Source organism: Petralouisia sp., from assembly GCF_056822245.1.
Window position 1 is genome coordinate 1 of the sequence record NZ_JBQIOP010000062.1, and the last position, 19238, is coordinate 19238.

General features: G+C 47.0%; 16 protein-coding genes. 14 read left to right on the forward strand and 2 right to left on the reverse strand.

Translation table 11 applies throughout. From position 1 onward, the window contains the following. The first annotated feature begins 187 nt into the window (after positions 1–187). The 13 genes from ACTO17_RS17600 to ACTO17_RS17660 all read left to right on the forward strand — a co-directional run bounded on the left by ACTO17_RS17600 (position 188) and on the right by ACTO17_RS17660 (position 17190). The gene (locus ACTO17_RS17600; RefSeq protein WP_482558856.1) at positions 188–856 is read left to right on the forward strand and encodes an epoxyqueuosine reductase QueH; all 669 of its coding nucleotides are present in this window, start codon (positions 188–190) and stop codon (positions 854–856) included. 39 nt (positions 857–895) lie between these two features. Next, a complete protein-coding gene (gene argH / locus ACTO17_RS17605) occupies positions 896–2332 on the forward strand; it encodes an argininosuccinate lyase (RefSeq protein ID WP_482558857.1) in 1437 nt (478 codons plus the stop codon). Positions 2333–2478: 146 nt separating this feature from the next. Continuing rightward, positions 2479–3564: an aspartate-semialdehyde dehydrogenase gene (asd, locus tag ACTO17_RS17610; RefSeq protein ID WP_482558858.1), complete on the forward strand. Its 1086-nt coding sequence runs from the start codon at positions 2479–2481 to the stop codon at positions 3562–3564. Positions 3565–3604: 40 nt separating this feature from the next. Next, positions 3605–4192 carry a hypothetical protein gene (locus ACTO17_RS17615; protein WP_172538287.1) on the forward strand — a complete coding sequence of 196 codons (588 nt, stop codon included), beginning with the start codon at positions 3605–3607 and terminating at the stop codon, positions 4190–4192. Between the two features lie 333 nt (positions 4193–4525). Next, positions 4526–6358 carry an NAD(P)-binding protein gene (locus ACTO17_RS17620; protein ID WP_482558859.1) on the forward strand — a complete coding sequence of 611 codons (1833 nt, stop codon included), beginning with the start codon at positions 4526–4528 and terminating at the stop codon, positions 6356–6358. After that, positions 6352–8088, forward strand: a complete 1737-nt coding sequence (locus tag ACTO17_RS17625) for a [FeFe] hydrogenase, group A (RefSeq protein ID WP_482558860.1) — start codon at positions 6352–6354, stop codon at positions 8086–8088. The genes ACTO17_RS17620 and ACTO17_RS17625 overlap by 7 nt, the downstream gene beginning before the upstream one ends. A 353-nt stretch (positions 8089–8441) precedes the next feature. Further along, on the forward strand, positions 8442–9803 hold the full coding sequence (locus ACTO17_RS17630) for an ATP-binding protein (protein ID WP_482558861.1): 1362 nt from the start codon (positions 8442–8444) through the stop codon (positions 9801–9803). A 34-nt stretch (positions 9804–9837) separates the two neighbouring features. Next, positions 9838–12027: a DNA topoisomerase gene (locus tag ACTO17_RS17635; RefSeq protein ID WP_482558862.1), complete on the forward strand. Its 2190-nt coding sequence runs from the start codon at positions 9838–9840 to the stop codon at positions 12025–12027. Between the two features lie 45 nt (positions 12028–12072). After that, positions 12073–12735 (forward strand): LbetaH domain-containing protein, encoded by a 663-nt coding sequence (locus tag ACTO17_RS17640; protein ID WP_482558863.1) that lies wholly within the window; start codon positions 12073–12075, stop codon positions 12733–12735. 132 nt (positions 12736–12867) lie between these two features. Further along, the gene (locus ACTO17_RS17645) at positions 12868–13569 is read left to right on the forward strand and encodes an ABC transporter ATP-binding protein (RefSeq protein WP_482558864.1); all 702 of its coding nucleotides are present in this window, start codon (positions 12868–12870) and stop codon (positions 13567–13569) included. Then, complete coding sequence (locus ACTO17_RS17650) at positions 13566–15152, forward strand: putative ABC exporter domain-containing protein (protein ID WP_482558865.1); 1587 nt, start codon at positions 13566–13568, stop codon at positions 15150–15152. The genes ACTO17_RS17645 and ACTO17_RS17650 overlap by 4 nt, the downstream gene beginning before the upstream one ends. A 185-nt stretch (positions 15153–15337) precedes the next feature. Continuing rightward, positions 15338–16030 (forward strand): iron-sulfur cluster assembly scaffold protein, encoded by a 693-nt coding sequence (locus ACTO17_RS17655; RefSeq protein WP_016214649.1) that lies wholly within the window; start codon positions 15338–15340, stop codon positions 16028–16030. A 149-nt stretch (positions 16031–16179) separates the two neighbouring features. Then, the gene (locus tag ACTO17_RS17660) at positions 16180–17190 is read left to right on the forward strand and encodes a GGGtGRT protein (RefSeq protein ID WP_172538294.1); all 1011 of its coding nucleotides are present in this window, start codon (positions 16180–16182) and stop codon (positions 17188–17190) included. Positions 17191–17381: 191 nt separating this feature from the next. Here the strand turns inward: ACTO17_RS17660 and ACTO17_RS17665 are convergent, their stop codons facing one another. Both ACTO17_RS17665 and ACTO17_RS17670 read right to left on the reverse strand, forming a co-directional pair. Continuing rightward, positions 17382–17726 (reverse strand): type II toxin-antitoxin system HicB family antitoxin, encoded by a 345-nt coding sequence (locus tag ACTO17_RS17665; RefSeq protein ID WP_482558866.1) that lies wholly within the window; start codon positions 17724–17726, stop codon positions 17382–17384. 47 nt (positions 17727–17773) lie between these two features. Beyond that, on the reverse strand, positions 17774–18001 hold the full coding sequence (locus ACTO17_RS17670) for a type II toxin-antitoxin system HicA family toxin (protein ID WP_172538295.1): 228 nt from the start codon (positions 17999–18001) through the stop codon (positions 17774–17776). A 250-nt stretch (positions 18002–18251) separates the two neighbouring features. On the opposite strand from ACTO17_RS17670, the gene ACTO17_RS17675 reads away from it, so the two are divergent. Then, positions 18252–19112 carry a hypothetical protein gene (locus ACTO17_RS17675; protein WP_482558867.1) on the forward strand — a complete coding sequence of 287 codons (861 nt, stop codon included), beginning with the start codon at positions 18252–18254 and terminating at the stop codon, positions 19110–19112. Positions 19113–19238: the final 126 nt, after the last annotated feature.

Here is a 19238-nt window from a genome sequence, read left to right on the forward strand (position 1 = left end):
CCTTGGGAAGGAAGGCTTTTCTGACTTCCCTAGCCGGAGTTGGCAGTTAGTTTGCCAAAACGCCGTCCGGTTTGTGTGCGGAAGGGCACGCCGGTAGTTCCGTCCGTATCCAAACATTAGGTAAATCTTGTGTTCCATCCCCCGATGTGCTAATATGGGACAGGAAAGAACAGCAGGAGGAGAGCCTATGAAGCGGAATTACCAGAAAGAACTGGAACAGCTCATCGGAAAACTTGACAGGCAGAAGCAGGCGCCCAGTCTGCTTTTGCATAGCTGCTGCGCACCCTGCAGCAGTTATGTACTGGAATATCTGGCCCGGTATTTTCGGATTACCGTGTTTTACTATAACCCGAATATTTATCCGGAGGAGGAATATTTCAAGCGGGTGGAAGAGCAGAAGAATTTTATTCATCAGTTCTGGAAAGATGTATCTGGGAGAGAAAATCAGGAAAATTATTACAGGATTGAATTTCTGGAAGGAAAGTTTGAAAAAGACAGGTTCTACCGGATGGCCCGGGGCATGGGGCATCTGCCGGAAGGGGGAGAACGGTGTTTTCAGTGTTATGAGCTGCGTCTCAGGGAGGCGGCGGAATGCGCCCGGGAGCTGGGGATGGATTATTTTACCACAACCCTGTCCATCAGCCCTTTGAAGAATGCGGAAAAACTCAATGAAATCGGAGAACGGCTGGCGGAGGAATATAAGGTTCCCTATCTTGTTTCTGATTTCAAGAAACGGGAAGGCTACAAACGCTCCGTGGAGCTTTCCAGGGAATACCAGATGTACCGCCAGGATTACTGCGGCTGTGTTTTTTCCATGGAGGAGCGGCAGCGGGTCAGGAAATCCGGTGAAACATAAGAAGAGGTTATACATAAAAACAGAAAGAGGTAAGAGATTATGGCACAATTATGGGGCGGACGCTTTACGAAAGAAACGGATCAGCTGGTTTATAATTTCAATGCGTCCATATCGTTTGACAAAAAGTTTTACAGACAGGACATGGAAGGCAGTATTGCCCATGTGAAAATGCTTGGAAAACAGGGAATTCTCACAGAAACAGAATCCAGTGATATTGTGGCGGCAATCCAGGAGATTTTACAGGAGGTGGAAGCTGGAACTCTGGAAATTTCTCAGGAATATGAGGATATTCACAGCTTTGTGGAAGCGACGCTGATTGACCGCCTGGGGGATACCGGCAAAAAGCTGCATACCGGAAGGAGCAGGAATGATCAGGTTGCACTGGATATGCGTCTGTATACCAGGCAGGAAGTGCTGGAAACCGACGGACTGCTGGAAGAATTATTAAATGTAATTTTAACAATTATGGAAAACAATACAGATACCTATATGCCCGGGTTTACTCATTTGCAGAAAGCACAGCCGGTCACTCTGGCTCATCATCTGGGAGCTTATTTTGAAATGTTTAAACGGGATCGGCAGCGCATGGAGGATATTTACCGGAGAATGAATTACTGTCCTCTGGGCTCCGGCGCGCTGGCAGGCACCACGTATGAGTTAGACCGGTACGATACGGCGGAGCAGATGGGCTTTGACGGGCCTTCCCTGAACAGTATGGACGGGGTGTCCGACCGGGATTATCTGATTGAATTTCTGTCCGCTTTATCCACAGTTATGATGCATTTAAGCCGTTTTTCAGAGGAAGTGATAATCTGGAACAGCAACGAATACCAGTTTGTGGAAATTGACGACGCCTACAGCACCGGCAGCAGCATTATGCCCCAGAAGAAAAATCCTGACATAGCAGAGCTTGTCCGGGGAAAAACAGGCCGCGTCTATGGGGCGCTGATTTCCCTGCTGACCACCATGAAGGGAATTCCCCTTGCTTATAATAAAGATATGCAGGAGGACAAAGAGCTGACGTTTGACGCCATGGATACGGTAAAAGGATGCCTTGCGTTATTTACAGGAATGCTTTCCACCATGAAATTCCAGAAGGAGCGGATGGAGGCAAGCGCCAGACACGGATTTACCAATGCCACGGACGCAGCGGATTATCTGGTCAATCATGGAGTGCCGTTTCGGGACGCCCATGGGATTGTGGGGCAGATTGTCCTGTACTGCATTGAAAAGAAAATTGCCATTGATGATATGTCTTTAGAGGAGCTGAGGGCCATCAGTCCTGTGTTTGAAGCGGATATTTTTGAAGCGGTTTCCATGAAAACCTGCGTGGAAAAGCGTCTGACCATCGGCGCGCCTGGGCAGGAGGCCATGAAGAAAGTCATTGCCATGGAAAAAGAATATCTGAGCAAAGACTGGAAAGCTACCATAAAGGACTGGGAGCAGGAGCTGCTGAAGCCTTTTTCCCGGAATTAGGAAGAATATACAGAAGTCCGGGAGATACTTTTGTAATTTTGTATAATATGCGGGATTGCTTTTTCCCTGCAAATGTATTAGGATATTTAACAGAGCGACAGTTGTGCGCAAGAAACGGACAATAAGAAAAGTGAGGAGATTATGAAATGAGTCAGAAATTAAAAGCAGGAATTCTCGGAGGAACTGGAATGGTGGGCCAGCGTTTTATTGCGCTGTTGGAAAATCATCCCTGGTTTGAAGTGACAACGATTGCAGCAAGCCCCCGTTCTGCAGGAAAGCGGTATGAGGATGCAGTGGGAGGACGCTGGAAGATGGACACCCCCATGCCGGAAGCGGTGAAGGAGCTGGTGGTAATGAATGTGAATGAAGTGGAAGCAGTGGCTTCCAAAGTGGATTTTGTATTCAGCGCCGTAGATATGTCCAAGGAAGAAATTAAGGCCATCGAGGAGGCATACGCTAAGACAGAAACTCCGGTGGTTTCCAATAACAGCGCCCACAGATGGACGCCGGATGTGCCCATGGTGGTGCCGGAAATCAATCCGGAGCATATGAAAGTCATTGATTTCCAGAAGAAGCGTCTGGGGACGGAACGGGGATTTGTGGCGGTAAAACCCAACTGTTCCATTCAGTCCTATGCCCCGGTACTGACGGCATGGAAAGAATTTGAGCCTTATGAGGTGGTGGCAACCACATACCAGGCAATTTCCGGCGCAGGAAAGACCTTCCAGGACTGGCCGGAGATGGAAGGAAATATCATTCCCTATATCGGCGGCGAGGAAGAGAAGTCAGAAAAAGAACCGCTCCGTATCTGGGGGGAAATCAAAGACGGCGTGATTGTTCCGGCCCAAAGCCCGGTGATTACCTGCCAGTGTATCCGTGTTCCGGTGTTAAACGGCCATACGGCGGCGGTATTTGTAAAGTTTAGGCAAAAGCCCACCAGGGAACAGCTGATTGAAAAGCTTAAAAATTTCCGCGGAAAACCCCAGGAATTGAAGCTGCCAAGCGCGCCGGAGCACTTCATTCAATACCTGGAGGAGGACAACCGTCCCCAGGTAACGGAGGATGTGGATTATGAACATGGCATGGGAATCAGCGTGGGCCGTCTCAGGGAAGATACTGTCTATGACTGGAAATTTGTAGGGCTTTCCCATAATACGGTCAGAGGCGCAGCAGGCGGAGCCGTACTCTGCGCAGAGCTGCTGAAAGCCCAGGGATATATCAGCGCAAAATAATGCGTATGGAGTTACAAAAAGAGCAGGAGGTTATAGGATAATGAAGAAGATGAAACAAAGACTGGCGGGACTGCTTCTTGCGGCAATGATGGCGGTCAGCCTGAGCGCATGTTCTTCCGGCGGGACTGCCCCTGTGCTGACGGTGGCAGGGAAGGAAGTGACTCTGGGAGATACCGGCGCAAGCGTATTTCCTCTGACAGAGTTTGAAATGGAAATTCCGGGAGAAGGAATTCCTCTTGATAAAATGCCGGGAAAAAGCTGGCTGTCCACATTTATGACTCTGAAAAAAGACAGCAGCTCCTATGCGTATCTGTATGTATACAATCCGGGGCGGGATGAGGTGCTGGCTACCTCGGCTACGATTTACAAGATTTCCTTTCACATGCATTCCGAGGATGAAGAAGCAAGCTACTGGGCAGAGGATAATGTGCTGATCAACGGCGTCAATTACTTCGGAATGGATGCAGAGGCAATCAAAGAGACAATGACAGAATATAAGGCGCTGTCAGAAGAAAGCGATTATCTGGCTTACAGAGACGGAAAATACGTCTATAGTTTTAATCTGGATGAGAGCGGAATTGTAGAAGAAATTGAAGTGGAGATGGACATTGACAAAAGCTACAGCTGATCCGCCGGGAAAATCTGCTGAGAAATCCCATTAAAAGAAGATAAAGAGGCTGTCGCATTAAGAAATACAACTACAAGATATAGTATAATTTCTATTTACAAATATTGTATCTTGTATGTTTACTTCTTAATGTGACGGCCTATTTTTATAATATATTTAAAAATTATTATATTTTCATTTAATTTTTAAGAAAATAATTGTGATTTGTGATTGCTGTGAAAGAATTAACGATTCTTGCATTCTTGGAAATTTGCGGTTAGAATGAAACATAAGGTTGATGGAACAGGGAGGATTTCCGTCAATCTGCACAAAAAATAATCAGGGAGAAGGAATATGAGCAGATTATCAGTAATATCTACGGACAAAGTAAATTCCACCACAGAGACATTGATGAAGGAATTTACACAGCGCATTATCGCAAATCCGCCTGGGGTCTGTCCGGTGGACATGCAGCTTGCATTTTTGAAAGTATGCCATGCCCAGACCTGCGGAAAATGTGTTCCCTGCCGGATTGGACTGGGCATTTTAGAAGAGCTTTTAGAAAGCGTTCTGAACAATACGGCAACCATGGAGACGCTTGGCTTGATTGAACACGCAGCAACCAATATCAAGAATTCTGCAGACTGTGCCATTGGATTTGAGTCCGCCCGCATGGTGCTGGCAGGATTGGAAGGATTTAAAGAGGATTATATTTCCCATGTGAGAGAGCATCAGTGTACGGGTACCTTTGAACAGCCGATTCCATGTGTGACTTTGTGCCCGGCAAATGTGGATATTCCGGGATATATTGCACTGGCAGGGGCCGGCCGCTGTGAGGATGCAGTGCGGCTGATCCGCAAGGACAATCCCTTCCCGACGGCATGCGCGCTGATTTGCGAGCACCCCTGTGAAAAGCGGTGCCGCAGAAATATGATAGATGATTCCATCAATATCCGGGGAATCAAGCATTACGTCATGGATCAGGCCAACGCAAAAGAGGTTCCGGTTCCCGCCTGCGCAGAATCCACCGGAAGAACAGTGGCAATTGTGGGCGGCGGGCCTTCCGGCCTTACAGCAGCATATTTCCTGCAGCTGATGGGGCACCAGACCACTGTATACGAAGAAAAATCACAGCTTGGCGGCATGCTGCGCTATGGAATTCCCAATTACCGATTCCCAAGGGAACGGCTGAAAGAGGATATTGACGCCATTCTTTCCACCGGAGTGGAAGTGAAGCTGAATGCGGCAGTGGGCACGGAGGAGTTGAAAACCATCAACGATACATACGATGCAGTATATATTGCAATTGGCGCCCATGCAGAAAAACGTCTGAATCTGGAAGGCGAGGACAGCGGAAATGTAATTTCAGCCGTGGAGATGCTTCGGGAAATCGGAGACGACAAATATCCGGATTTCACAGGAAAGCGGGTGATTGTGGTAGGCGGCGGCAATGTGGCAATGGACTGCGCAAGAACAGCCATCCGTTCCAATGCAAAAACAGTCAGCATTGTATACCGCAGACGGAAAGAAGATATGACAGCCCTTCCGGCGGAAGTAGAAGGAGCCATTGCAGAAGGAATTGAACTTCTCACCTTAAAGGCGCCCCTTCGGGTGGAAAAAGACGGTGAGGGCAATGCAGCCGCATTGTGGGTACAGCCTCAGATTATCGGCCAGGTAAGAGGCGGCCGTCCCTCTCCCAGAAAAGCAGATAAGACAGAGGAACGGTTAGAGTGCGACGTGATTCTGATGGCCGTGGGACAGGATATTATCACAGAGCCCTTTGCACAGGCCGGAATTGCCACAAAAGGCGGGAAAATTCTGGCGGATGCCTCCGGCGCTTCCAACCGTGTGGGCATGTATGCAGGCGGAGACTGCGTATCCGGGCCGGCAACGGTAATTAAAGCCATTGCAGCCGGAAAAGTGGCGGCGGCCAATATTGATGAATTTCTGGGATGCCATCATGAGATTTCAGTGGATGTGGAGATTCCAGAGCCGCTGTTAAATGATAAGATTCCCTGCGGACGGGTAAATCTGGGAGAGAAAGAATCCTGGGCCCGCAAAGATAATTTTGAAGGCATTGAATATACCATGAGCGACGAAGAGGCATATCAGGAAGCAAGCCGCTGCCTGCGGTGCGATCGCCATGGCTGCGGCGTATTGAGAGGAGGCAGACAGGACAAATGGTAAATTTAACAATTGATCACAAGCAGGTACAGGTGCCGGAGGGCACCACAATTTTAAAAGCTGCCGCCGCTGCCGGAATTGAGATTCCAACGCTCTGTTTTCTGAAAGATCTGAATGAAATCGGAGCCTGCCGCATCTGCTGTGTGGAGATAGAAGGCAAGGACACCCTGGTGGCAGCCTGCAATACTGCGGCAGAGGACGGAATGGTGGTATATACAAGCAGCCTGAAAGCCCACTATGCCCGCAGGATGAATCTGCAGATTATTCTGTCTCAGCATGATTTCCGCTGTGCGGCCTGTCAGCGGAACGGAAGCTGCGCGTTGCAGAAAATATGCGCGGATATGAACATCAACGATGTGCCTTTTGAGCAGTCCTATGAAGTTAGAGAATGGGATTTGAGTTTTCCACTGATCCGCAACGCAAGCAAATGCATCAAATGCATGCGCTGCGTGCAGATTTGCGACAAGGTGCAGTCTCTTGGGATCTGGGACATTGTAAATACAGGAAAACGAACCGGCGTTGGCGTTTCCAAAATGCGTACCATCACAGAAGCCGACTGCGCTCTGTGCGGACAGTGCATTACCCATTGCCCCACCGGAGCCCTTCGGGAACGGGACGATGTGCGTAAAGTCATGGACGCTGTCAACGATCCGGAAAAAATCGTTGTGGTGCAGATAGCCCCGGCGGTTCGGTCTGCCTGGGGCGAGGGTCTTGGCCTGCCGGAAAAAATGGCTACAGAGAAACGTATGGCAGCAGCGGCCCGGGCCCTTGGCATGGATTACGTGTTTGACACAAACTTCAGCGCTGATTTAACAATTATGGAGGAAGCCAATGAATTCCTGGAGCGGATGACCCACAGAGAAAAATACCAGTGGCCCATGTACACCTCCTGCTGTCCCGGATGGGTGCGTTTCTTAAAATCCCAGTACCCGGATATGACAGAGCAGCTGTCTACAGCCAAGTCGCCGCAGCAGATGTTCGGGGCGGTGGCAAAGACATATTTTGCAGAAAAAGTGCTGGATACAGATCCCGGTAAGATTTTCTGCGTGTCTATTATGCCCTGTACCGCCAAGAAAGCAGAGTGCGCTCTGCCGAATATCAATGATTCCGGCGCGGACAGAGATGTGGATGTGGTGCTTACCACCAGGGAATTTGACCGTATGTTAAGATCCGAGCTGATTTGTCCTGCAAATCTGGAAGAGGAAGAATTTGATTCTCCTCTGGGAACCGGTTCCGGCGCAGCCGTAATCTTCGGCGCTACAGGAGGCGTGATGGAGGCGGCCCTTCGGACGGCCTACTATGCACTGGAAAAAGAAAATCCCAAGCCTGATGCATTTAAAATGGTGCGCGGATTGGATGAAATTAAGGAAGTAACGGCAGAAATCGCAGGAATTCCCATCCGGGCGGCTGTAGTGCATGGACTGGGTAATACCAGAAAATTAATGGAACGGATCATCGCAGGAGAAGCAGAGTATGACTTTGTGGAGGTTATGGCGTGTCCCGGCGGCTGCGCCGGAGGCGGCGGACAGCCCATTACCGAAGGACGTGAAATGGCAGGAGAGCGGGGAAGCAAGCTCTATACGTTGGATAAGAAAAATCCGCTGCGGTTCTCCCATGAGAATCCTTCCGTCCGCGCCCTTTACAGCCAGTATTTAGAGAAACCGCTGTCCCATAAAGCCCACGAGCTTTTGCATACAGATCATTTGGGATGGGATATGCCCTCTAAAGTATAAGAGCTCCGCTGGTATCCAAATATAAATATTGTACTAAAATCCGAATAGTCTCTGCAGGGAAGAAAGAAGAACCCTATTGTCAAAGAAATTAAATCGTGATATGATACAGGGAGAAAAATGTCAGGAGAATTTTCAAAGAAACTCTGACACTGTAGCGACGAATTGATATTTTGATACACAGAAACTACCGGATTGCCCTTTTGGCCAAGTAAACAGTTATGGGTGTGTTGCGTGGAGGCGAAGTCCGCTGCCCGGTTTGTGTGTCAAAGGGCAATTCGGTAGTTTTGTCTGTATCTGAATATAAAAGGTTCGCTGCAGTACGAAAGCATAATCGAAAAATACGGGGGTTCATTATGGCAGGAAGGAAACAGGAGATACAATATTTGGAACAGATGTATCAAAAGAGCGGAAACCAGCTTTTGATACTCTATGGAAGAAAAGAAAACGGCGGCCGGCAGCTGGTGCGGGATTTCTGCAGAAATAAAAAATTCTTTTATTATTATGCGCCGGATATTTCTCCCCAGTATCAGAAACAGAGGATGCAGAAAGAAATCTCAGAACGGTATCAGGTGGCGGTTTCCGAGGCTTCCTACGATACGTTTTTTAAGCGGATCAAAAGCGGGGATGGCAGCAAGCTTGTGGTGGTGATAGATGAATTCCACCGGATTCAGAAGAAAGAACCGCAGTTTTTGGAAAGTATTTTGAAATTAAAGGGCAAGAAATTATATCCGGGGCCGGTAATGATACTTTTGTGCAGTTCTTCCATTCCCTGGACAGAGCAGGAACTGCCGCAGATTCTTGGGAATTCCATGAAGAAAGTAGACGGAATTACAAAGCTTAGGGAACTGGGATTTCTGGAGCTGGTGCGGCAGTTTCCCCATTACAGCGTGCGGGAAAGCGTGGAAGTGTACGGTGTCATCGGCGGTGTGCCGGAGTATATGAAAGGATGGGAGGATCAGCGGGATATCCGCTACAATATCTGCACCCATATCCTTTCAGAGCGGGGATTTCTGCGCAGGAAGGCAGAAGAGATTATCCGCAGCCAGTTGAGGGAGCTGTCCGTGTATCATACCATTCTGGAGGTTCTGGCTTCCGGCAGGCATAAATTAAACGATATCTACCAGGCCACGGGATTTTCCAGGGCGAAAATTAGTGTGTATCTGAAGAACCTTATGGAATTTGACGTGGTGGAAAAGGTTTATTCTTTTGAGACAGGCGGATGGCAGAATGCCCAGAAAGGACTGTATCAGATAAAAGATACATTTCTTAATTTCTGGTTTAAGTTTGTGTATCCCCATTTGTCAGAATTTTATCAGATGGAGCCGGAAGAATTCTACGATCGGTTTATTGCAGGAGAACTGGAAAGTTATCTGAAACGCTATTTTGTCAATGTATGCATGGAATATCTGGAATTACAGGATATGGTAGGCAGGCTGCCCTTAAAGATCCATAAGATGGGCACATGGATTGGAAAGAAAGGGCATATTGATATTATAGCCCAAAACAGCGTCCGGGAAAATCTCATCAGCCTTTGCAACTGGTCCGGGGGAGCTATGACTTTTACCATGTGCCAACAGTTGTTTCAAAGTATGGAGCAGGCAAAGATCACGGCCAATTACTACTATTTGTTCAGCGCCAGAGGGTTTGATGAGGAGCTGGTGAAGGTAGTGGAAGGGGACGACCGGATTCTGCTGGTGGATATGAACCGGATGTAAAACAGCGCAGAATTAGAAAGCAGGATAGGAATTTATGGCGAAAGCTTTATACATAGCAGAAAAACCAAGTGTGGCGCGGGAATTTGCCAAAGCATTAAAATTGGATTTAAAAAGTTATGACGGATATATGGAATCCGGGGAAGCCGTGATTACCTGGTGTGTAGGTCACTTGGTAACCATGAGTTATCCGGAGGTCTATGACGAAAAATATAAGAAATGGAGCCTTGCCACGCTGCCGTTTCTTCCGGAGGAATTCAAGTATGAAGTGATACCGGGAGTGAAAAAGCAGTACAAAATAGTGGCGGGGCTTTTGAACCGGAAGGATGTGGATACCATTTATGTGTGCACCGACTCCGGAAGAGAGGGAGAATACATTTACCGCCTGGTGGAGCAACAGGCCAAAGTCCGGGGAAAAATGCGGCGCAGGGTATGGATTGATTCCCAGACAGAAGAAGAGATTCTGCGGGGAATCCGGGAGGCAAAGGAATTGTCCGAATATGATAATCTCTGTGAATCCGCTTATCTGAGAGCCAAAGAAGATTATCTGATGGGCATTAATTTTTCCCGTCTGCTGACTCTGAAATACGGCAGCGCCATCTCCAATTTTCTGAGAACCAAATATACCGTAGTCAGCGTAGGTCGTGTGATGACCTGCGTCCAGGGAATGGTGGTGCGCAGGGAACGGGAGATTCGGGAGTTTGTGAAAACGCCTTTTTACCGGGTGATAAGCACACTGGAGCTTCGGGACAGAACCGTAGAAGGAGAGTGGCGGGCAGTTGAAGGCTCCGTATATTTTCAATCTCCCAGGCTGTATAAAGAAAATGGATTCAAAGAACGCAAAGATGCAGAAAAGTTAATTCAGGATTTGACCTTTGGAAAGAAACCGGGAGAGCTTACAGCGGTTATTTGCTCGTTAGAAAAGAAAAAAGAAAATAAGAATCCGCCTCTTTTATATAATCTGGCAGAGCTGCAGAATGACTGCTCCAGGCTGTTTAAAATCAGTCCGGATCAGACGCTGCAGGTTGTGCAGGAATTATATGAGAAGAAGCTGGTCACTTATCCGAGAACAGACGCCAGAGTCCTGTCAACGGCTGTGACAAAAGAAATTCATAAAAATATCGGAGGACTTAAAAATATCCCTTCTGTCAAGGCATTTGCCGAAGAAATTTTGGAAAGTGGGACTTATAAAAAGATTGGAAAGTCCCGTTATGTCAATGATAAGCAGATTACCGATCACTATGCCATCATTCCCACCGGCCAGGGATTTTCCGCCATTGCCGCCCTGAACAAAACGGCGCTGCATGTGTATGAGACGATTGTGCGGCGGTTTCTGGGAATCTTTTTCCCGCCGGCGGTTTACCGGAAAATCAATCTGGTAACCAGTATGAAAACAGCCGGTTCCCAGGAACATGCAGCCGGTTCCCAGGAACATGCAGCCGGTTCCCAGGAACATGCAGCCGATGTTCCAAAAGGGGGCGCAAAGGAAAGCGCTGAAAAAGCAGAGAAGTTTTTTGCTTCATTTAAAGTGCTGGAGGACCCTGGTTACCTGAAGGTGATGAATTATTCCTTTCAGAAGAAAAAATCAGCAGAGCAGCCGGAGGCAAAAGAATCGGAATCCAACAGTTCCGGAGCCGGAGAAACTTCCTGCGACAGAACATTAATGGAAGCGCTGTCTGCACTGAAAAAGGGCATGCAGCTTCCGGTAAAGGAGCTGAATATCAAGGAGGGCGAAACCTCTCCCCCCAAACGCTATAATTCCGGCTCCATGATTCTGGCCATGGAAAATGCCGGCCAGTTGATTGAAGATGAAGAGCTGCGGGCGCAAATCAAGGGAAGCGGAATCGGCACCAGCGCAACCAGGGCGGAGATTCTGAAAAAACTGGTGAACAATAAATATCTTGCCCTGAATAAAAAGACCCAGGTAATCACGCCTACGTTGCTGGGCGAGATGATTTATGACGTGGTAAACGCTTCCATTCGGTCTTTGTTAAATCCAGAATTAACTGCAAGTTGGGAAAAAGGGCTTACCTATGTGGCGGAAGGAAGCATCACCCCTCAGGAATATATGGTCAAACTGGAGCATTTTGTAAGAAGCCGCACCAGCGGCGTACTGGGTCTGAATAATCAGTATGCCCTGCGGGAATATTTTCTGCATGCTTCGTCTTATTATAAAGATAATAAGGAAAAAGCAAAAACAAAAAAGCAGCCGTCTAAAACTCAGTAATTGTTCAAAGAGTTTTATCATATTTTAAGAAAAGAGGAAAACAAAATGGAAACATGTAAAATCAGCAGCTTATACACATTGTCAGAGACTATTGCAGAAGAATTATTTCAGGATTTAACTTATCCCTGGGAAGCGCTGCCCAAGATCAGCCAGTTTATCTGTGAACTGGGAGCAAAGCTGGATTCAGAAACATACGAAAAAAAGGGAGAACACGTCTGGATTGCCAGATCTGCCAAAGTAGCCCCCACCGCCAGTATCAACGGCCCTGTCATTATTGACGAAGAAGCAGAAGTGCGCCACTGCGCTTTTATCCGGGGAAACGCCATTGTAGGCAAGGGAGCGGTTGTGGGCAATTCCACGGAATTGAAAAATGTGGTGCTGTTCAATAAAGTACAGGTTCCCCATTACAATTATGTGGGGGATTCCATTCTGGGCTTTAAGTCCCATATGGGAGCCGGTTCTATTACATCCAATGTAAAGTCCGATAAAACATTGGTGGCAGTAAAAGGAGAAGAAGAGATTGCCACCGGCCTGAAAAAATTCGGCGCAATGCTGGGAGATGAAGTGGAAGTGGGCTGCAACAGCGTGCTGAACCCGGGAACCGTAATCGGGAAATGCAGCAATATTTATCCCCTTTCCATGGTGCGGGGAGTTGTTCCCGCCGACTCCATCTACAAGAAGAAAAATGACATAGTAAAAAAGGTATAAAGTTGACAAAAAAAGCCATATGAACTATTGTATTACATAAAATACAGGAAATCATATGGTTTTTTGCCGGGCAGCTGCCAGAAATTTTTTGGAAGGAACGGCCCTTTGGCAGACAGTAAAGGAGAGTGGCATATGTTAGAAATTCAGAACTTGACAAAAAGATACGGGCATTACCTGGCCGTGGATCATGTAAGCTTTACGGTTCCCGGGGGCCAGGTGGGAATTCTGCTTGGGCCGAACGGCGCCGGAAAATCCACAATTATCAAAAGCATTGCAGGTCTTTTGCGCTATGAAGGAGGCGTGGGCATTGAACAGATGCCGGCAAAGACACTGGAAGCCAAACGGGTGTTTGCTTATGTGCCGGAAATTCCGGCTATGTTTGACGCATTGACGGTGCGGGAGCATATCGAATATGTGCGGCGGGCCTATAATTCACCCATTACCGAGGAAGAAGTGGAACAGCTTCTGACCCGTTTTGAACTGGAGGATAAACAGAAAAAATTAGGAAACGAGCTTTCCAAGGGAATGATGCAGAAAGTGAGCATTTGCTGCGCCCTTGCCATTCAGCCTAAGGTAATTCTTCTGGATGAGCCTATGGTGGGACTGGACCCGGCGGCCATTAAAGAATTGAAAGAAGTGGTGCTGGAGCTGAAAGAACGGGGAGTCACTGTATTAATCAGCACCCACATGCTGGAAATGGTGAAAGAGCTGTGGGATGTAATGTTTATTATGGAACAGGGAAAAATCGTAGGGACATTTACCAGAGAGCAGGCAGAAGATACGGATATTGAAGAACTGTTCTTCCGGATTACAGGAGGCGGTGAATCAGAATGAAAGGGTTAATTTATCTGTATCAGAGGACAATTGCCAACCGGATTAAAAAAGCGCTGAAGCGTCCGGTTACCTATATCATGGGAATTTTTGTCTTGTTTTATATTGTGATGGTTTACAACAGTTTTAATATGATGATTGAGGATGGCAGTTTTAATTCCCCAGACAATCTGGTGACGATTTTGTCCATAACGATATTCTGGCTGTTTCCGGCGAATCTGATAAGCTATGCCAGGCGCAGGGGCCTGCTGTTTCGCCCCAGTGAAGTGCATTTTGTATTTTCCTCACCGGTAAGTCCCAAAATGGTTCTGATGTTTGCAGGGGTAAAATCTTTTTCCATAAATATTATTTTAGGATTTGTGATAGTTGCCGCCGGCCTGATGTGGTTTGAGGCGGGCATCGGGCAGGTATTGGTCTATTTTCTGTTTTTTGTGGTGTTTGAAAGCATTCTGGAAGCGTCCGCCATTATTTTCTGTTACGGCAATGAAAGATTGTCCGAGAAATTTTTTAAGAGCCTGGTGGCGGCTATGTATCTGTTTATGGGAGTGATTCTGGCAATCGCCGTATATCTGATGATTACCCGGGAGCCCTCCTTTGGGCTTTTGCAGGAATTTTTTGCCATGCCGGTGATTCAGATGGTTCCGGTGGTGGGATGGAATGTCGCGGTGACCAGGCTGATTTTCCTGGGAGCGGATACGGTGAATGTGATCGGCATGACGCTGTTTCTGGTTTCCACGCTTCTGATGTTTCTGGCGGCCTGGCGGATGACATGCACAGGGGAGTACTATGAGGATGCCATGAAATTTGCAGACGAATACCAGACCAGAAGAGAGAAGCAGAAAAAAGGCGTTGCCTCTGTTCCCTGGCTGGAGAAACGCAGGAAGTTCAAACAGGCGTCTGTGGAATACAAAGGTTCCTATGCCAAAGCAATTTATTTCCGGCAGATGTTGGAATACAAGAAGAACCCCACGTTTATCTTTGGCTGGAATACATTGCTGTGTCTGGGTCTTGGAATTCTGATTGGGGCCATCGGTTATTTTAACGATGCAGTCCGCGAATTAGGGCCGGGCAAAGTATTTATTATCCCCGGAGTGGCCAGCTACGTGACGTTTATTTTCAGTGGGTATGCCACCAAATGGTCCAAGGAACTGGAAAATCCCTACACCTATCTGATTCCGGACACCCCTTTGAAAAAAATGTGGTATGCCACAAAAATCGAACATTTTCGGGCAATTGCAGACGGGATTCTCATTACTCTGCCGGGGGCGGTGATATTTGGAATCGGCCCGGCGCTTACAGCCCTTACCGTTCTTTTGTATGTCTGCCTGCAGGCAAACCGCCTGTATTACGGGATGCTGTCAGACGCTCTGATTGGAAATATTCTGGGCAGCGCCGGGCGCAACCTTGTAAAAGTGCTGTTTCAGGGGCTTGCCATGGTGATTGCCATGATTGCGGCCATTGCGGCCGGAATACTGATTTCCGTAGAGGCCGGATTTGCCGCAATGATTGTGGTGATGGGGCTTTTGACCTTTGCCGGGGCTGCGGCGGCTTCCGTTTCATTTACAAGAATGGAAGTACTGGATTAAAGACGGCAGATTTTGGTGAAAAATTCTGTGGAAAACACTGGACTAATTCGTCAAAATATGGTTAAATATGGATAAGAATGTTAAATACATAACAATGTTTTAACATGTGAAGCATGCGTCATCGGAACTGCCGTAAAACAGGGCCGTGGCCATCAAATAATGTATACATTGAAAGGAGTCTTAAAATGATTTACACGAAGGAAGTCGAAAACATGTGTCCGGTAGCCAAGGGCGCAAAACATGAACCAGCTCCCATTCCAGAAGAAGGAAAATGGGTGCATTCCAAGAAAATTGAGGACATTTCCGGTTTTACCCATGGAATAGGCTGGTGTGCTCCCCAGCAGGGCGCATGTAAGCTCTCACTGAATGTAAAAAACGGCGTGATTGAAGAAGCTTTGGTAGAAACCATTGGATGCTCCGGCATGACTCATTCTGCAGCTATGGCAGCAGAGATTCTGCAGGGAAAGACGATTCTTGAAGCATTGAATACAGACCTTGTCTGCGATGCAATTAACACAGCCATGAGAGAGCTGTTTCTGCAGATTGTATATGGACGTACCCAGAGTGCATTTTCCGATGACGGACTTGCAGTTGGCGCTGGTCTGGAAGATTTGGGAAAAGGACTTCGTTCTCAGGTTGGTACGATGTATGCAACAAAGGAAAAAGGCGTTCGCTATCTTGAAATGGCAGAAGGTTACGTAACCGGCATTGCTTTGGATGCTGACAATGAAGTAATCGGATATCAGTTTGTAAGCCTTGGCAAAATGACCGACTTTATCAAAAAAGGTGATGATCCTAACACCGCATGGGAGAAAGCAAAAGGCCAGTATGGGCGTGTAGCAGACGCAGCTAAGATTATCGACCCGCGGGCAGAATAGTCCGGGGAAAGCAGGCAGGCCGATTTTCATACAGTAGAACTGTAAAAGAGAGGCCTTTTGGGAAAGGGGAGCTGCCCCAGGCAGTTTTGAATCCGTACCGGCTGCTTAGAGTTAAGTACCGTTGTCAAAAAGATAGGAGGACATTTCAAATGGCTTTATTTGAATCATATGAAAGAAGAATTGACCAGATCAATTCTGTTTTAAATAACTATGGAATCAGCTCCGTGGAAGAAGCTGAGAAAATCACCAAAGACGCTGGACTTGATGTGTATGAGCAGGTTAAGAAGATCCAGCCAATCTGTTTTGAAAACGCATGCTGGGCATACACCGTAGGCGCAGCAATTGCAATCAAAAAAGGCGCAAAGAGAGCAGCAGACGCAGCAGCTGCAATCGGCGAGGGCCTTCAGGCATTCTGTATTCCGGGTTCTGTTGCAGACCACAGAAAAGTAGGTCTGGGACATGGAAACCTGGGCAAGATGTTACTGGAAGAAGAGACAGAATGTTTCTGTTTCCTGGCAGGCCATGAATCTTTCGCAGCAGCAGAAGGCGCAATCGGAATCGCTGAGAAGGCAAACAAGGTACGTCAGAAACCGCTTCGCGTTATCTTAAACGGCCTTGGAAAAGATGCAGCGCAGATTATCTCCCGTATCAACGGCTTTACTTTCGTTGAGACAAAGTATGACTATAAAGACGCATCTTTGAATGTAGTTTATGAAAAACCATATTCCGACGGACTCCGCGCAACTGTAAAATGCTACGGCGCAGACGACGTGCAGGAAGGCGTTGCAATTATGCATCACGAAAATGTTGGCGTTTCCATTACCGGTAACTCCACCAATCCTACCCGTTTCCAGCATCCGGTAGCAGGTACATATAAGAAAGAATGCAATGAGCAGGGCAAGAAATACTTCTCCGTTGCATCCGGCGGCGGTACAGGACGTACCCTTCATCCGGACAACATGGCAGCAGGCCCGGCTTCTTACGGCATGACAGACACCATGGGACGTATGCACTCTGACGCACAGTTCGCAGGTTCTTCTTCCGTACCGGCTCATGTGGAAATGATGGGATTAATCGGAATGGGCAATAACCCGATGGTTGGAGCTACTGTTGCAGTTGCAGTTTCCATTGAAGAAGCAGCAAAGGCTGGTAAGTTCTAAGATATAGCATATTTTCAAGGGTTTCCGTTGATGTCAGCTGTCAGCGGAAGCCCTTAATTTTTGCCGCGTAGCACACAAGTAACACACAGATAGCGCACAAAATAAAAGTATAAGAAAGACCGTTACCCAAAGTATGAGAGTATAAGCAAAGGCAGGGCGTTGATGATTCCCTGCCTTGTGTGTATCATATATTAAAGTGCCAGCTTGTATAATGCTAACTGATTAAGACTTACCCCCTCTTTTTCTGCTTCAATGGCTAATCTTTGATGCAAAGATTTTGGAAGCCTTACAACAAACTTACCGCTGTAATTGTTTGGTGTTTCTGGAATTGGTATAGAGAGATTGTTTTCTATTTTTGTTTCGATATATCCTTCCATTGCTTCATTAAGGCTTTCATACAATTCTTCAAGTGTATCACTGGTGCTTTGGCATCCGTCAAGTTCCAAAATTCTGCCATAGAAATAGTGTCCGCTTTCATCGTTCAATTCCTGTACTAATCTTGTATAGGGCAATTTCATATAATCTTTAACTTCCATGCTTTCCTGCTCCTTTCCGCTTGTTATGCTATGCCAGGATAAGGGGATTATTCCCCGATCCTATTCAGAACATCTAGGATATAAGCCTTTTTTAATGGATTTTCTTGTTTTATTGTTATCAAATCCCCAGTTTCTTTATTCAGATAATGCTTATGGCTTCCTTTTTGCCTTGCTGGAATATAGCCGTATGCTGCTAAAACTTTGTCTATTTCTTCTGGCCGCATTCCATTTGGCTGTTGCTTCATTTTTTCAATTAGTTTTTTTACGTTTGGCACTGTGATTATCTCCTTTCTTATATTATAGTATCATATATAGTACTATGTGTCAATGTCGAAATAAAGTATTGTTTCTATGCCTAAAATGAAAAAGTAAATTCCACTTCCGTATTCCTTTGTGGAATTTATTTTAGGGATTGAATTCCACCATCTTTTTTTCTTGCCAATCGGTATATTTTGTAATACAATTTTCTTTAGGAAGTTCAATGATTCAGCGAACTGCTGCAAAAGATACGGAAAGGTACACAGAATGAAGGAAACCATAAAAAAATATCTGCCTGTGCTGCAGGTTTTGTTATTTGTGTTTATGCTCATATTTTTGTTTTTTTATTTTAAGAATAAGGACAAGGTTGAGGTGCAGGAAGCAGAAACGGAGGACAGCGGGCAGACCGAGGAGAAAAGTTTGTATGCGGGTACTGCAAGATGGCTGGGGAACAGCCTCAATGAACTGGATGAGATGGAAAATATTCAGCCTGTTGTAATTCAGGAGGAAATGATTCATTCGTTCCTGCAGGGGCCCAGATCCTGGGGCGAAGGCATTCCCTGGTCCGGAGAGTGGTGTAAATTTGAAGTGGAAGGCAATCCCTTCGGCGGTTTTGGATGCGGTCTGTGCTGTATGGCAAATGTTTACAACACCCTGTCCCCCTATGAGGTGTCTCCCTGGGATATGTTTGAACATGCGCGAATTTCTTCTGATTATACGCCAGGCGGAGAATACGGGGCCATAGACTGGGAAGAAATGCGCTGTACGCTGAGAGTCTGCGGCATCAGCAGCGAACTGCACAGAAAACCAGGGACCTATGAAGAGTTTCAGCAGCAGATCAGAAATGCCAAATCGGCCATTGTTCTGGTCAGCAGCGGGAATGATGATTCCTTCTGGACCAGTACGCCGGGGCATTATGTCAATATCTGGCTGTACCAGGAGGATGGCACCGTATTTCTGGCAGAGCCGGGAAATCCTGAAAATAACCGTTCCCGGATACCTCTGCGCTATGTCTATGATGCATTGAAAACAGTCAGCAGGTTTCAATATCTGTTGGTGAAAGACTATGTCCATGAGGACAACCGGTGGCGGGCAAACGGCATTGATGAAAACTGGAACCGCCCCTGAAATCAGCCCTGGGGCAAGCCGGGGACTAGTACAGCGAATATTAAGTAACTGACACCTTGACTTGTCTGATTGTTCATCTGCGGCGTTGTCGTCAATCGACGTAGCCACCGCTACGCCTTCATTCCT